Source organism: Anatilimnocola floriformis (genome assembly GCF_024256385.1).
Taxonomy (GTDB): Bacteria; Planctomycetota; Planctomycetia; order Pirellulales; family Pirellulaceae; genus Anatilimnocola; species Anatilimnocola floriformis.
Window position 1 is genome coordinate 1,010,378 of sequence record NZ_JAMLFW010000002.1, and the last position, 16,472, is coordinate 1,026,849.

Annotated in this window: 7 protein-coding genes; 3 read left to right on the top strand and 4 right to left on the bottom strand. The window is 59.3% G+C overall.

Features of this window, described 5'->3' with window-relative positions:
• Positions 1–63: 63 nt before the first annotated feature.
• Positions 64–10,170, bottom strand: a complete 10,107-nt coding sequence (locus M9Q49_RS28590) for a DNRLRE domain-containing protein (protein ID WP_254512720.1) — start codon at positions 10,168–10,170, stop codon at positions 64–66.
• Positions 10,171–10,485: 315 nt separating this feature from the next.
• On the opposite strand from M9Q49_RS28590, the gene M9Q49_RS28595 reads away from it, so the two are divergent.
• Both M9Q49_RS28595 and M9Q49_RS28600 read left to right on the top strand, forming a co-directional pair.
• Entirely contained in the window at positions 10,486–10,863 is a 378-nt protein-coding gene (locus tag M9Q49_RS28595; RefSeq protein WP_254512721.1) for a PadR family transcriptional regulator, read from the top strand.
• A 65-nt stretch (positions 10,864–10,928) separates the two neighbouring features.
• Positions 10,929–12,095: a permease prefix domain 1-containing protein gene (locus M9Q49_RS28600; protein ID WP_254512722.1), complete on the top strand. Its 1,167-nt coding sequence runs from the start codon at positions 10,929–10,931 to the stop codon at positions 12,093–12,095.
• A gap of 73 nt (positions 12,096–12,168) precedes the next feature.
• Here M9Q49_RS28600 and M9Q49_RS28605 read toward each other — a convergent pair whose 3' ends face one another.
• The 3 genes from M9Q49_RS28605 to M9Q49_RS28615 form a co-directional block, all read right to left on the bottom strand.
• Positions 12,169–13,203, bottom strand: coding sequence for a hypothetical protein (locus tag M9Q49_RS28605; RefSeq protein ID WP_254512723.1), 1,035 nt, complete (start codon positions 13,201–13,203; stop codon positions 12,169–12,171).
• Positions 13,204–13,242: 39 nt separating this feature from the next.
• Positions 13,243–13,512 (bottom strand): phosphopantetheine-binding protein, encoded by a 270-nt coding sequence (locus M9Q49_RS28610; RefSeq protein ID WP_315861224.1) that lies wholly within the window; start codon positions 13,510–13,512, stop codon positions 13,243–13,245.
• 172 nt (positions 13,513–13,684) lie between these two features.
• Positions 13,685–14,527 carry a hypothetical protein gene (locus M9Q49_RS28615; protein WP_254512724.1) on the bottom strand — a complete coding sequence of 281 codons (843 nt, stop codon included), beginning with the start codon at positions 14,525–14,527 and terminating at the stop codon, positions 13,685–13,687.
• A gap of 250 nt (positions 14,528–14,777) precedes the next feature.
• On the opposite strand from M9Q49_RS28615, the gene M9Q49_RS28620 reads away from it, so the two are divergent.
• A complete protein-coding gene (locus tag M9Q49_RS28620) occupies positions 14,778–16,412 on the top strand; it encodes a hypothetical protein (protein ID WP_254512725.1) in 1,635 nt (544 codons plus the stop codon).
• Positions 16,413–16,472 lie beyond the last annotated feature (60 nt).

Genomic DNA, 16,472 nt, shown 5'->3' on the forward strand with positions numbered 1-16,472 from the left:
GGCCGAATCCTCACTTGCCCATCAAATCAACGCGTTTCGGGGTTCGGTGGGCAAAGCCTGGCATCAGTTGAACAATCGATCGGTTCCCATGGCGCTCGCGTTGATGTCCGAGAGCAGATCGGTCGCGCTGGCATAGAAATCGTCGTCACCGGTTTGGCCGTTGAGCAAATCGTTCGCGCCGTCGTCAGCAGCGATCACGCTACTCAGCAGGCCTGGTGTATGCGAAGTATTCCAGGTGGTCAGGAGCGCGAGCAGGGCCAGATCGTTGGCATCGCCGGCCAAGCTGCTGGTTTCGTTCGTCGTGCTACTGCCCACCAGCACGTCGCTGCCGCCGTTGCCATTGACGTCGTCCAGTCCGGTGCCGCCGATGAGCAGATCGTTTCCTTCGCTTCCCATCAGCAGATCGTTGCCCGCGTTGCCGACCACGATGTCGTCGCCGGCGTCGCCGTTGAGCACGTCGTTGCCGCTGCCGCCGTAAAGACGATCGTTCCCCATGCCACCACTGGAGATGTCATCTCCCTGGCCGCCGTAGACGTAGTCGTCGCCAGCGCCCGGAAAGAGTTGATCGTTGCCGCCGCCGCCATACATCACGTCGTTGCCATCCAGGCTGCTGAGGATGTCGTCGCCGCCAGCGGCCAGGTTCTGCTCGCCGGGGACATCGCCCCAGATCACGTTGTTGCCGCCGCTGGCGTTGATCTGGTCGCTGCCACTGCCGCCGATGATCGTGTCATCGCCCATCGCGCCCGACACATAGTCGTTGTCAGGACCTGCATCGAGATAGGTCGGTCCGGTCAGACCGGCGATCATGATGGTATCGGCTCCAGCGCCGGTTTCGACATGAATCATCCCGGTCAGCGGCAAGGTGGCTGCCATGCTGTAACTGCCGCTCTGCAGGCGAACGAGCGCGTTATTGCCGGTCGCCTTCGAGACAATGACGTTGTCTGAACCAGGAGTGCCGCGAATGTTCAAATCGCCGCCGACTGCTTCCACGGTGGGAACAATCGGCTGAATAGTGATGCGAACCGTAGCCGTGTCGCTGTTCGTACCGTCGGTGACGCGGAAGGTAAAAATATCGAGGCCGACCGCATTCGGCGCGGGAGTGTAAGTGAACGCGCCGGTGGCTGGATTGAAGGAAGTCAAACCGCCGAGCAGGGGCGTGTTCACCAGGCTGAAGGTCAGTGCCGGGCCGTCGACGTCGGTCGCCACGAGCGTGCCGCTGACAGGATTGCCGGCCAGCGTGGTGAACGAACCGTCGCTCGCATCCGGCGGATCGTTGACGGCGGCGACATTGACCGTGAAGGTGGTCGTTGTGATGCCGTCGTCGGCGTCGCCCAGCGTGAGATTGAAACCGGCGTCGCGAACCGTAATGGTGATGACCGACGTGCCGCTGCCGTTTGCCACCGGCGTGAACGCCAGACTACCGGTCGTGCCGGGCGAGGCGTAAGTCACCGTAGGATTGGCGATCAGCGTGGGATTGCTGCTGGTCGCAGTGACCTGCAGGTCCTGCACTTCGCCACCCGCCGTGATGCCGCCGAGATTGATCGTCTGCGCGCCGGCGTCTTCGAGCAGCGGCAGATTGGGAATCGCATTGATCGTTGGCAAGCCGTTGACCGGCGCATCGACCGTGATCACAAACGTTTGTGTCGCGCTCTGATCGACACCGCCATTCGCGATGCCACCGTTGTCATTCAGGCGAACCGTGATTGTCGCCGAACCTTGCTGACCCGGTTGATGCGTGAATGTCAGTGTGCCGTTGCTGGAGATCGCCGGCGCGACGCTGAAGAGCGATGGGTTGTTGTTGGTGACGGTGAACGTCAGCGTTTCCGTCGATTCGTTCGGCGCACCGGGCGAAATCGCCGTGGCCCAACCTGGAATGGTTTGAGCGGGCGAGTTGAACGGAATCAGCAGGTCACTTCCCTTGGTGAAGCTCGGCGCGTCGTTCACGCTGTTGATGGTAATGGTGAAAACTTGCGGCGTGCTCGTATCAACACCGGTATTGGCCGTGCCGCCGTTGTCGACTGCAGTGACCGTGATCGTCGACACACCATTGGCGTTGGCGGCCGGCGTATAGGTGAGGACTCCCGTCGCCGAGATGCTCGGTGCCGTGGCAAACAACGCGCTGTTCGTCGCATTGACGATGTAGGTCAACGTTTGGGTCGATTCGTTCGACGGACCAGCCGAACTGCTGCTGACAAAACCATTCACCGTTTGTGCCGGCGCGTCTTCGTTCATCGTTTGATTGCCGCCAATCGTCAGCGTCGGCGCGTCGTTCACGCTGTTCACCGTTACGGTGAAGGTTCGAACGACCGTGCCGTCATCGGAGTTCCCCGCAATGAGATCGAGTCCCGAATCGCGCACCGTAACGGTAATGGTCGCCGTTCCGCTCTGGTTGGCAACCGGCGTGAAGGTCAAGCTGCCAGTGGCATTCGGCGACGTGTAGTTCACCGCCGGATTCGCAATCAACGACGGATTGTCGCTGACTGCCGTAATCGCGATCGTTTGCGCGGGAGTATCGCCGCCATAGGAGATGCCGCTGAGGTTCACCGTTTGCAGCCCTGCGTCTTCGTTGATCGTCAGATTGCTGATTGCGGTGAGCGTCGGCGGGGCATTCGTGGGTGCAGCGCCGATCGTGATCGTAAAGGTCTGCGAAGCACTCTGGTTCGTGCCGCCGCCGTTGTCTTGTGCGATCACCGTGACCGTCGTCGATCCCGAAGCGCCCGTCTGCGGACGGAAGGTGAGGGTGCCGGTGCTGTCGATCGCCGGTTGCGTGAGGAACAGCGCGGGATTGGCCGGCGTGACGAGGAACGTCACCGTTTGCGGCCCTTCGTTGGCTGGGCCGAACGAAATCGACGAAGCCCAACCGGTGATGGTTTGCTGCGGCGCGTTGAAGGCGACGTTTTGATCGGCGCCCTTGGTGAAGCTCGGCGCGTCGTTCACCGAGTTGACGGTGATCGTGAAAGATTGCACCGTGCTCGTCGGTTGTCCGCCATTGGCGTTGCCGCCGCTATCGGTGACGGTCAGGTCGAAAGTCGCCGTGCCAAAGGCATTCGCGGCTGGCGTGTACTGCAGCGTACCGTTGGTGCCGATCGTCGGCCCGGCCGAGAACAGCGAGGTATTCGTCAAATTGGTGATGTTGTACGAAACCACCGTTTGGCTAGTTTCGTTCGGTCCCGGATTGAACACGGCCCAGTTGGCAATCGAAACCGCGGCTGCATCTTCGTTGACGGCAGGCGGATTCGTCGCAGTGAAACTCGGCCGATCGTTGATGCCGGTCAGCGTGACGTTGAACGTATCGCTATCGATGGCAATGCCGTCGCTGGTCGTCATGGTGATTGTCGTCGCGCCGGAAGTCGTATCGCGATTCGCAGCCGGGACGAAGATGAGCGTTGCGAGGGCAGTGGTGATATCGGTTGGCAGGCCAGTGAGAGTGATCGATGCCGTCCCCGTGCCGGTCACAACGGCAGCGCCGCCGCCGTTGTTCGCCGTGAAGGTGCCGACGGTGGTTCCCGTCACCGAGACAGTCGTCGTCAGGCTCTGTCCCACATCGGCATCGCTCACGCTCAGGGCGTTGCCGCCGGTGAACGGCACGTTGGCGTCTTCGAAGCTGGCAATCGGTCCCGCCGGCGCGGTATTTACCGGCGCGACGTTTGGCACCCCTTCGAAATAGACCGTCAACATCGGCCGGTTCGTTACGACGGTGGTTTCGCTGGACGAAATCCCCCAGCCGTTCGTGCCGCCAGTCCAAGGAAGCCAGGCCCAACCGTTGTTGGTGTTGGTTCCATCGAGCCAGCTTTGCACATCGGCAGTCACGTCGTAGTTGTTGTAACCTGGCTGAGCATTGGAGCCCGCGGCCAAAGTCCCCGCGATTGCCGACGGTGTGATCGCCGCTTCGAACCCGTTCGCCGAAACGCCGTCGCCGCCCAGCGAAGCCCAGGTGGTGGTCGCCGTCCAGGGTTGCAGCATCATGTGCATCGTGCCGCCATCGCCGACTGTGTCGACAGAGCCAGTGCCCGGCAGCGTGAGAACGGCAGCGTAGACCTTGGTGCCGGCTGGCAATGCGCCCGCGCCGATGATGTTGTCGAAGCGGAACAAGATCTCTGACGAAGGAGCCGAGCCCGCATAGTCGGTAAACAGATCGACACCCGTGGCAGCAGTTGCCGTCGGTGTGATCGCGATGTCGGTCATGCCCGTGTAACCATTCACGCCTTGGCGGAAGGAGCTGCTGGCCGCGCCGGCAGGAATCCATTCGATTCGCAACTTCGGCCGATCGGCAAGCGTAACGGCTTCGGAAGCGCTGAAGCGGATCTCATCGCTGGCCGAGGCGGCAAAGGGCATGATCGCCCAGCCGTTGTTGGCTGCGCCATTCGACCAGGCTTGCAGGTCGGTCGTCACACCCACGCTGACCGTGCCCACGCCTGTCGTGGCGCCCGTGCCGGCCGCGTTATTCAGCGTCGAGCCGAAGGTGCTGCGAGCTTCAATGTCATCGGCTTGAATGCCGTTCGTCAGGCTGTTCCAGGTCGAGGTATTGGCATCCCAGCCGGTGAGCATGCGGCGGAACACCGGGCCGTTGCCGTCGTTGTTCACATCCAGATCGAGATAAGCCGAGGTGATGATCGAGCCCAGCGGAATCTGTCCTGGGCCGTTGCCGAAGATATTGTCGAACCGCAGCAGCGTTTGCGAAGCTGCCGTCGCGCTGCCGACCACGCCGAGTCCTTCGGCCGTCGCGCCCGTGGGATAAGCGGTCGCGGGATTGGCTTGCGAGATTTGAATATCCGCAGTCCCCGCGTAAGCACCATTGCCGACGTCAGCTCCATTCTGGAATGACGTGGTCCGACGCATGCCGACGACGATCGTCTTGCTGATCGGCAAGCTCGTGCTCCCCGCGCCGTCGTTGAGCGTCGCCGAAATCGTTCGCGTGCTGTTGGCGAACGTGCTGCTCACTTCGCGGAAGGTGATGTTTCGCAGCAGCGCTTGTGTGGCGGCGATCGTGGCCGAGCTGTTGAGCGTAATCACCAGCGGCGAAAATCCCGAGCCCCCCGTGAACGTGCCGATGGTCACACCACCGAATGTCACGTTGCTCCCCGAGATGCCGATCTGTCCAGCGCCCGTTCCCACGTTCCGAATTTCGAGCCGATCGTCGACCGTGGTGCCCGAGGTGGTTTGGATCGTCAGGTTGCCGTTATTAAAATTCGGCGAGTCGAGATCGACGATCGTCGCCTGAAAATCGACGAGCACGCCAGCCTCGCCGTGGCCGTAGACCTTGGTTCCTTCCAGCCAGGTGAGAATCGGTCGCGAATCGAGATTGGTCGCGGTTACATCGGCGGGATTGAAGTTGTTGTAATTGGGATCGCTGCTCGAGATGGGGCTCGTGATGATGGTGTAACCCACCGCGCCATCGCTGTCCCCATCCATCGTCCCTGTCAACGTGACTGTCTGCGGCACGTTCCAGTTGGCAGAGGTAAAGGTGAGGAATGACACCGAAGGATTTCCTTCGTTGCTATTGCTCGAAGACAAGTTGAAGGTGACATCGGCAGTCGGTTGCGTTGCCAGCACGGCAGTGAACGTGGCCGTGCCGCCGATTTCGGTGGTTTGCAAACCACTGCTCGGCGTGAAGATCACGCCTGCCACATCGTTGTCTTCATTGGTCACGCTCACGTCGGCGACCGGCAAGTTGTTGTAGCTGAGATCGGTGCTGACGGTGTTCGCCGTGATGATCTGATAAGCCACCGAACCGTCGATCTGCGAGTCGTTGACGCCCGTCACGGTCACCGTCTGCGGCGTGCTCCAATTCGCCGGCGTGAAGACCACGCTCGCGGGAACCGAACCTTCGGTCGTATCGCTCGACGACAAGCCGACCGTCACGTTCGCTGTCGGCGGGAAGTTGAGCACAATGGTGAACGTCGCCGTGCCGCCGTTTTCGTTGGTCACCAGGCCGAACAACGGCTGCACGGTCACGCCGGGTGTTTCGTTGTCGGTGTTGATGACGCTCACGTCGGCGGGATTGAAGCCGTTGTAGAACTGATCGGCGCTGGTCGCCGCGCCAGTGACAATGCTGTACGCAATGTTGCCATCGGCGAGCAAATCGTTCACACCAGCGATCGTCACCGTCTGCGGAATATTCCAGTTGGCGGGAGTGAAGATCAGGCTCGACTGACCAATGGTTCCCTCGGTCGTATCGTTCGACGACAACGGAATGGTGACATTGGCGGTCGGCGGCGTATCGAGCACCACGGTGAACGTCGCGCTGTCGCCGGCTTCGCTCGTAAACAGTCCCGACGTCGGCGTGATCGTCACACCGGGCGTGCTGTAAAACACCTTGAGTGTGGGGCGGGATTTTTCGATCAAAATTTCTGAGGAACCAAAGAACCAACCATCCGAGCCGTTCGTCCACGGCAGAACTGCCCAACCGTTATTGGGAAGCGCTCCGTTGACCCAGGCCTGCACGTCGGCAGTGACATCAAACGGATTGAAGCCACCCTGCACCATGCCCGACAGATCGGGGTAGCCAGCCTGCGTGGTGAACGTGGTCGCTGCTTCGACGCCATTCGCCGAAATGCCGTTTACGAACGAGTTCCAGGTCGAGTTTCCATCCCAGGACTGCAACATGCGATAGAAAGCACCGCCGTCGCCCATCGCATTGCCCGTGGTGCTGGCAAGCACCAGCGAGGCAGCATGCACGTAAGAACCGGGAGGAATCTGCCCCGCATTGGTTCCCACCAGATCATCGAATCGCAGCAGTGTTTGCCAGGCATTGGCAGGCGCAGGGTAGTCGACACCCAACGTAAAATCCGTCGATGATGGCACATCGGCGTTGGCCTGCTGCAGCGAGAGATCTTGCGCACCATTGTAACCATTCGCCCCTTGGCGGAAGCTCGTACTGCTCACTCCGGCTGGCAGCCATTGCACTTTCAGACGTGGCCGCAGCAGCGCATTCGTCGCTTCCGACGGGCTGAACGACGTGCCGTCGCCGTTGTTGGTCCAACCATCGATCAACCAACCTTCGTTGGCTTCGCCATTGGCCCAGGCCGCCAAATCGTTGGTCACGCCAATCGAAACGATGCCTGTGCCCGAAGCTCCCGAGCCGTCGACCAGACCCCATTCCGAGTCAGCCGTGGAACGGGCTTCCAGATCATCGGCGTTCACACCCTGAATGCCGTTGCGCGGGAAGACATTGCTGCCGAACGAGTTCCAGGTTTCGGTGTTTTCATTCCAAGGGCTGACCATGCGAAAGAGCCTGCCGCCGTCACCGGAATTGATGACGTTCACCAGCAGTTCTGCCGAAACGATCGTGGCACCCAGCGGAATCTGCCCCGGACCATTGCCAAACAGATTGCCGAATTTCAGCAGGATCTGGGCGGTTGCTCCCGAGGCATCCCAGTCAACGAGCAGTTCAGTGCCGTTGCCAGCCGGGCGCGGCGTCGTCGGATTGGCCTGCGAGATTTCGATATCCACCTGTCCGTCATAAACGCCCGTTCCTCGATCGACGCCTTGCTGAAGCTCGGTCGCCCGCATCAAACCGACGTTGATGTTGCGCGTGACCACGTTGCTGGTGACGCCGCCCAAGCCGTTGATCACAATCGAAGCCGTACGCACCGTCTGCGGCGGATTGGCGTTCACGCTGCGATAAGTCAGCGCTCGCAACACCGCTTGCACTCGCGCCGGAGTAGCGGCCGTGTTGAGGGTCAGCGTGAGCGGTGTGGAACCGCTGCCGCCGGCAAACGTCCCCACGACGGTTCCGCCGACAGACACATTGCTGCCAGAGACTCCGACTTGTCCCGCTGCCGTGCCGTAGTTGCGAATCTCGATCCGATCATCGACATTCGCGTTGGCAGTCAGCGAGACCACTAGTTGATAGTTGTTGTAATTCGCGGTCAGCGGATCGGTCAGCGTCATCAGCGAATCGATAGAGATCGCCGGCGTGCCAACGCCATACAGCACAGCCCCCGTGGCGATCGCCAGGAAGGGATCGTTGTCATTCGTCGTAACCGCAATGTCGTCGGGATTCATCGCTGCGTAAATCGCATCGGTGGTCGTCACCGTCGTGACGATGGAAAACGCGATATTGCCATCGCCGACAAGATCATTCACGCCCGTGATCGTGACCGTTTGCGGCGTGTTCCAATTCGCCGCCGTAAACACCAGCGCGCCGGTGCTGACCGTACCTTCGGTCGTGTCGGTCGAAACAACGTTGATGGTCACGTTCGCGGTCGGCTGGCTCGTGAGAACCACACTGAAGTTCGATGTCGTGCCGGCTTCGGTCAGCGTCACGGCGGTGCTTGGGTTGACAATAATCCCCGCCGTGTCGTTGTCGATGTTGACCACCGACAGATCGGGAGCGTTGAAATTGTTGTACAGCGGATCGCTGGAAACAGCCGGCGCGGTGACGATGCTGTAGGTGATATCGCCATCATCAATCGCATCATTCACGCCGGTGATCGTGACTGTTTGCGGCGTGTTCCAATTGGCTGCCGTGAACGTCAGGCTCGGAACCGAAATCGTTCCTTCATTGATGTTGCTCGAAGTCAGCCCGATCGTCACATCGGCAATCGGCGCCGTGTTGAGTCGCACCGTGAACGTCCGCGTGCCGCCGGCTTCGGTTGTGGTCAGACCAGTCGGCGGATTGAACGTGACCCCCGGCTCGTTGTCGGCGTTGGTCACCGTGATATCAACCACCGCGCGGTTGTTGTAATTCGGATCGGAACTAACGGCAGCCGAGGTGACAATGGAATAGTCAATCGAGCCGTCAGCGGCGGCGTCGTCCTGACCCGTGACCGTTACATTCTGCGCGATGTTCCAATTCGCCGGCGTGAACGTCAGCTGGTTGACCGAAATGGTTCCTTCGGCCGTATTGCTCGAGGACAAATCGATCGTCACATCAGCCGTCGGCGCGGTATCAAGCTTCACCGCAAACGTCGCCGTGCCGCCGCTTTCTGTAGTGAGCAAACCAGTGCTCGGCGTCACATTCACGCCCGGCGTCGGGCCTGGGATGAACACAAACGACACGACGTTGTCGGCCGCATCGATGTTTTGCAAACCCATATTAGGCAAATCGCGGGTTTGAATATCCCAGCTATTGCCGTTGGCCACGAAAGACACGGGATTGTCGATGTTGTTGCCGGCGCCACCTTCCGCTGAAATGATCAGCACGCCATCGGCCGGCGAGTGCCCTGGGATCGTCAGGCGGTAAGTTCCCGTCGAGGGATTCGTCACCGTAAACGGTGCGTTCTGCATCGTGATGTTATTGGCGCCCCCCCTAAACTTGCCGACGACTACATTGGTGTTCGACAGCGGTGCATAGACGAACGCCACCGGATCTTGTTCATAGCTGGTTCCATCTTGATTATGACCTTTGACGAAGACCGTCCAGGTACCATCGGCATTGGCTCGCGACAGCGCGAAGTTGTTTTCGTTCTTGGCGCCATTGACCAGCAGCACGCCGTCCTTTGTCGAGTCAATACCCATCGAGCGCAAGTCGACCGTCGATTGCCCTGCAACCGTGTTGGTGTAGTGCGCACCAAACGTGAGCCCGGGTGAGCCAATCAACTGATCGTTGAGCGCAGTAGCGCTGCCGTTGGCGCCATCAGCACGTCGGGCGATGCCGCCGATCCAGCCATCGGCATAGGGAAAGTAGGCGGCCGACAGATCGAAGTTGTATTCAATCCCTTCGTTGTCAGCGACATTCACGGCGTTCGACGTGTTGAAAACAGGAATGGAGTAGCCCGTCGCTGTCGCCGAAACAGCCGAAATGCCGTACTGCACGCCAGCCGCGGTGTCAGGCTCGGGGGGAACGCTATTCACTTCGCCGTTGTCGCGGCCGTTATTGCGAATGCTCGTCATCAAGATGCCGCCGGCCACGTCGTCGGTGGCGCTCGGGCCGATTTGCACGTCGTAATCGGCGCGATTGCCGCCGCGAATGCGAAAATCGTTGAACGAGTAGGGAGTCGTAATCGTCACCGAGGTAGCCGCATTCCCCGGATCATTCTGCTGCACGTTGATATTGGCTGCGGCAATGTGATGCGGCGTCGCATCCATCACTTCTCGCGCTTCGAGTCGTTCGATTTGTGCGTTACGGCGCTGCAAGCCAAAAAAATCCCGGCGGCGGGCGCGGGCGCTGGATTGACGGCGGTTTTGCTTGCGGGCTGCGAACAATTGAGCAATCTGATTGAGCATCGTCTGGTTTCCTGCGCGATCGGAAAGGTGTTGAGACCTTCCTCGCTGGGCAGTTAAGGGCGGGGACTTCTTGGAGAGGACTGCGGCGGCAGAAGAATCCGCAGAAGGGACCAGACGAGGGTAGATAGGCGATGTTCAGATTGTGTTAATACACTGCCAATTCCACCGCCAAGACACGGTCGCAATGTGCGGACTGCCGCACAAAAGCCGACGATTTCTCGTGTCGGAATTACATTGACAGGCGATATATCGCCACGCTATACATAGGCCTGCGATGGATGCTCGCTCGATGATAGAGGCGAAACGGAAGACGGCATGGCTGAGAAACCGGGACTGGACAAATTCGAACGCGACCTGCTCCGCGGCAGCTTGGACCTGATGTTGCTATCGGTCCTGGCCAGCGGCAAGAAATATGGTTACTTGCTGCAGAAGCAAGTCCGCGATGCGAGTGGCGGCCGTGTCGAGATCGCCGCCGGCACGCTCTATCCACTGCTCCATCGCCTGGAAGAAGACAAGCTCATCCGCAGTTCCTGGGACGACGACACCGGCCGTCGCCGCAAGTGGTACGAACTAACCGCCGCCGGCCACCGCCGTCTAAAAACCCAAGCCCAAGAATGGCTCGACTACGCAGCCTGCGTCCGTGAACTATTGCAACTGGCTTCGATTATGCCGAGGAGTAGTTTGGAGTTCTAAGTTCTGAGTTTTGAGACAAGAGGGCTTCTCCTGTCTCAGAACTCACAACTCAGAACTGAAATCCCATGAACCCCCACGAGTTCGACAACTACCTGACGCTCCTCACCAGCTTGCTGCGGATTCGCGGCGAGCAACGGGATGTGATTGCGCAGGAACTGCGGGCTCACCTCGAAGATCGGCTCGATGATTTGCTGGCCCGCGGCGTCGATCGCGACACGGCGGTCCGGATGGCCCTCGAAGATTTCGGCGATGCGGCTGGTCTAGCCGCCAATTTTTCTCTTCTCGTTCGGAACAGGCGAAGGAGGTGGTTTGTGAAGGTGACGTCTTATTCCACAGCGGTTCTCGTGTTACTCGCGCTCGGAGTCATCGCAATCTGGCCGGAGCGTCGGCCCGGTCCCGCGCCGCCCCAAGCTCAGGCCCAGGCCGTGGCCAAGAACGGACCGCAGATTCCCGAGCAGGGACCTACCAAGCCGACGGCTGACAACTCATTGAGCGACAAACTCGCCCTGCGCGTCACGGCGGAGTTCTCCCAAACTCCTCTCGAAGACGTACTGGCCTTCCTGGCCGATACGAGCGACGTGCAGATGTTTATCAATCGCAAAGCTCTCGAAAGCGAAGGGCTCGAACTCTCGGCGCCGATCACGATCAATCTGAAAAAAGTTCGCCTCGACATGCTGCTCGAACTGGTGCTCGAGCAAGCCAGCACGAATGGCAGCCTGGCCTATGTGGAACGCGACGGCATCCTGATTGTCTCGACGAGCACCAACCTCGAAGGGGCCAGCGAAGTACGAGTCTACAACTGCCGCGATCTGCTCAACTTCGAAGAGCCGCGTGGTCCGCGCGCGATGCCCGGAATGGGAATGCCGCCGATTGGCGGCGGTGCTGGAGGCATCATGCTGCCGGGTCCAGGCCCCGGTGGTCCGCCAGGGGCAGTTCCAGGTATGCCAGGTGGAATGGGCCCGATGGGCGGTGGCGGTTTTGGTGGGGGAGAAGACAAGCCGCTGACCGAAGCGCAACAGCGCGCCGAATCGCTCAAGCAATTGTTGCAAACCGCCGTCAAACCCAGCAGCTGGAGTGAAGTGGGCGGTATCGGCACGATCTCGGAATACAACGGCTTGATCGTGATCAATCACGACGCGAAGACGCACAAGCAAGTCGAGAACGTCCTGAAGATGCTCCGCGAAGCCGCCGGCCTGGAACCAGGCAAGACGGCGAAAATTCCGAAGCAGTAACTTCCACTCGGCAAACCGTCCCTCTCCTCGACTCGCGCGAGGAGAGGCCCTAGCAACGCTCGAAGCGGAGAGCCTACTCCGCAGCTCGTCCACCTGGCAAGTTTGGAAGTTCGCTTTCGGACCACAGGACTGATCCGGTGCGAGAATAGCGCAACATCTCAACGGCATCTTCCCAAGGGGTTGCCGGGATGTCCTCAACGGACTCAAGCTCATGCACATGGAGTCTCAACTTGTTGCGCCTCGATAGTTCGCTGCAGGTGCTCATCAGAGTCTCGTACTGCATCAGCGAAATCTCTAAGTCTTGAATCCGCTCACACTGCACGAGTGCCGTGACAGAACCAATCAGGTCGACGCTGCGCAAGTCGATATGCACCAATTCGGAATTCGCCATCGCCAGCACATCAGCCTCATCCAACTGCACGGCGGGAAGTGCAATCTCTTGCAGTTTCAGCTGACTCATTAGTTTACGCACGCCTGCCGTCGAGATGCTGGTGTGAGCGATGCCGAGTCGACGCAACGACTTCGAGGCTGCCAGGGGCTCTGCGGTCTTGTCCGTGATCAATTTGTTATTGATGTAGACCGCCGTAGCGGCTGGCTGGTTGGCGATCCACTCCAGGTTTTCGTCACTCACATCGCCCGAGAGAAAGCTGATGTTGTTGAGGTGCGGGAGTGGGGGAATGACGAATGGCTGCGAGCTGTTGTTGGGCTCCCAGAAGATGAGTGACTCCAGTTGGCGCGCATCACTGATGGTGGCTGCCAGCTCTGGTGACAAGTCACACGCATTAAACATTAGTTCGCGCAGGTGCTCCTGATTTTGTTGCACAAGTTCGCGAAACTCAGGACGCTGGATATCGGGATTCCAAATCGCTATTTCTCGAAGTTCTCCGAGCCGGCGAAGATGGCGCCAGTCAGTGCTCGTAGCGTCGCAGATCTCCACGGCCCAGCCGTTGGGTTCTGCGAAATAACCGCACAAGAAACGACGCGACTCTAAATGTTTGGTGGCACGCCATGTCGAATAATAGGACGCCGCAAACGTCCCCAGCCACACCGCAACAGCGACGACGCTTACCGCGATCAAAAAGGTTCGCAGAGAATAACGGATGCGCATCACGTCCGCTCAATTGCGTGAAATTGAACTAGTGGCACTTTACTTTTTATCCGTTGGCGGCAACTTCTTTTGCTGCTCCACCAACTCGGCCAGCTTGGCGAAAGTGACATTCTTCGCCCCTTGCTGCCACTCTTTGGTTCCGAAGAGACGTTCCGTTGCGTCATCGGGTATCGAAACGTCGAACTCCTCTTCCATTTCCATCACGAGCTCGACGAAGTCCAATTCGTCGGCGCCGATATCGGCCAGCGAAGTTTGGCCGTTCAACTTGGCGCGATCGACTTTCATCTGCTCGGCCACCAGCGCGCAGATCCGCTCGGTGGTGGTGCCGGAATGAAGCGGCTGTGCTTGACGTGCTGCGGGGCCGCTTGGCGTCGGCAGAGCTTTGGGTTTCGGCTGCCTGCATCCCACGAACAGGAGGCAGCCGAGCAGAAAACAACGAGTGAGATGAAGGTTACTCATCGCAACATTATAGCCACGTCATTCAGTCTTCCAGCACAGGCTCGTCGCTCGGCTTGCCGACTTCTTCTTCATTTGGTTTGTCAGCAGGCGGGTTAGATAGCGATTCTTCGGTCTTGGCTTCGGCTTTGGGTGCGGAAGGTAGTTCATTGGCAAGCGAAGGTGATCCCGCTGGCGGCAGCATGGCAGGTGCTTCATTGCTTGCTGGCGGCGTGCCATACATGGGGGGCGCAGGATAAGCGACCGGCTCGAGCGGTGTATTCGAAGATCCGTCGCTCGAGATATTCCAGCTGACGTGCAACGCATCGGACGGGATCAGTTCTACGCCGAGCGACAGCACTCCGACCAAGCCGATCAGAAGCGGCAGTGCGCCGGTGCACAAACCGGTGATCGCCCAACCCGTGCCCGTAGCCGTTTGTCCGCGACGAGCCAGTCGCAGGATCGACACGCCGCCGCAGAACACGGCCAAGCCGCCACCGCAGGTAATGAGCAGCGCGAGCAACACGAGCAGCAAGATGGCGAACGCTTCGCCCAGCAATTCGCCGAAGATCGAGAGCACGATGAAGAGAACCGGAGAAGCCAACAAGCCCGCGGCGACCACGATGCCCAGCACCCCAGAAGAAAAAGCCAATCGCGAACGACGCCGCCGGCCGGTGCTTGCCGTTGCGGTTGCTGTCAGCACTTCTGGCAGATCGCGACCAAGATCCACTGCGCCGCCGAGCTCGCGCACGCGACCTTCGACACTAGCCACCAGCGCCAGCCGTTCTCCGCGCGGCAGCAACCCCAGCAGCAACCGATCGAGTTCATCCAACCGCCGCTCGACTACGCCCCGACGCTCATCGGCTGACAAAACTGGTTCCGCTGCCATCCTGCACCTCCGTGAGAGAAACGCCCGACTCCAAATTCGGTTCGCACCACAGGGAAATGGTATGCCAACTCGCAACAATTCTCCTAGATCAGATCGATAACGAATCGTGCAGTGATAGCACGGCAATTGACGAGCTATACGTCGCTAGTGCCTTCGATATAAGCGTGCGCTAGATACACAAATTTTCTAGAAAAGGCCGATTTGCGAGGACAGAAATTGGCGTTTGTCCTGGTGCATGATAGGGCACACTATGACCCGCACTACAACTGCCGACAGCGCAACCAATCCGCTGGGCCGACTTCTTTTCCAACGGCAGCGGACGCTGTCGGAATTGAAATGGTCCTTGCTGGCTGCAGCGGTTGCGATTGTCCTGGGCATTGCGGGCTGCGCCGTCTCACTGCTCATTGAGTGGCAGACCGTCAAGCTGGGCCAGGATGCCCTCATGCTGTCGTCAGGCGCGGTCGGGGCCGGAGTTTTGTTGGCTGGCTTGTCTTGGTTTGCCTGGCGTGCCCAGTTGTTCTGTTACGAGCACGGCGTGGTGCGAGTTTCCGCTTTGGGGGGCGTGCGGCAGCTGCGGTTTGAAGATCTGGAATCGATCTCGTTCGCCAGGCATCGCTACGCAGGCACGCTCTACTTGTTGTCGCTTTACCCGCACTCCAATACTGCCAGTCAGTCGCTGACGCACAATGTCTGGCTGCTGCAAGGCGAAGATGTCGAGATGCAGTCCATTCGCGATTTCATCACGCGGATGGTCCTCGAAAACATGCGAGCCGAATTGGAGCAGACGGGGACCGTAGCTTGGACGCCGTTGCTGCGAATCACGCGCGCGGGCATCGAGCATGTTGGTAAAGCAGATGACTGGAAACTAGTTCCTTGGGCAAATTTGCGTTTCGTTTTGGAAGGTGATACTGGCGTTCATGTCTACGACAGCCGAATGGCTTCGCCCGTGATCTCGTTCGGCCAAAACTTCCCCAACTTCTGGCCCGGCTTGCGACTCGCCGAACAGCAGTGTGAGCAGCGCACAGGATCGGCGAATGACGTTGCTGCGAAAGGGCCGTCACCGGCTGCGCCCGCCGCAGCAGCCACGACCTCGGCGCAATCTACTGAGGTTAGCAACACCACGCACGAATTGGGTCGGTTGCTGTTTCGACAGCAGCGCGCATTCGCCGAAGCTTGGTGGATGTTTTTGCCTGGCGCTGGTCTGCTGTTGCTGGCTGTGGTTCCGGTCGCGCTGTGGATATTGAACATCGGCAGCGCCGACGCACTTGAACGCGGACTGGCCATGGGTCTAGGTGCGGCCCTTTGTGGCAGCGCGTGGATCGGTTACTTATGGGCTTCGCTCTTTACGCAGGTTCGTTGCTTCGAAACAGGAATCGTGTACTCCACACTTTTGGGAACACGGCAGTTGCGATTTGCTGATCTTGAGTCGCTAACCTTCGCCAAGCGCAGCCAGCATACAGGCCGAGGCGTGTACTCAGACTACTTTGCGTTGCTCCGACCAATTCCAATCACTGGCGTTCGTCCAATTTCATTTCATGTGGATGGAAACTGGCGTCGCGCCGACATCGAAGCACTCCGAGACCACATCGCGGCAATTCTCGCGCAGAAAATGCTGCTCAAGTTGCAGCAAACCGGCACGGTTGATTGGACACCACTGATGCGAATCACCAGAACGGGACTGGAGTGCTTGGACAACCGTGAGTGGCAGATGGTTCCCTGGACGAATCTACGTTTGGAATTGGAGGATGACGAATGGCTCAAGGTGAGAGACTCCCGCGTACGATCTGGCGTATTGCAGGTATCAAAGGAATCAGAGAACTTTTATCCCGGCTTGCTAGTTGCTATGGAGCAGTTCAATAAATTCGGCGGCAACGACAACAACTAGTTGTACTGAACGACTGGAGCTCAACTCCCGATTCCTGAAGTGTGGTATTCCAACTGGCAA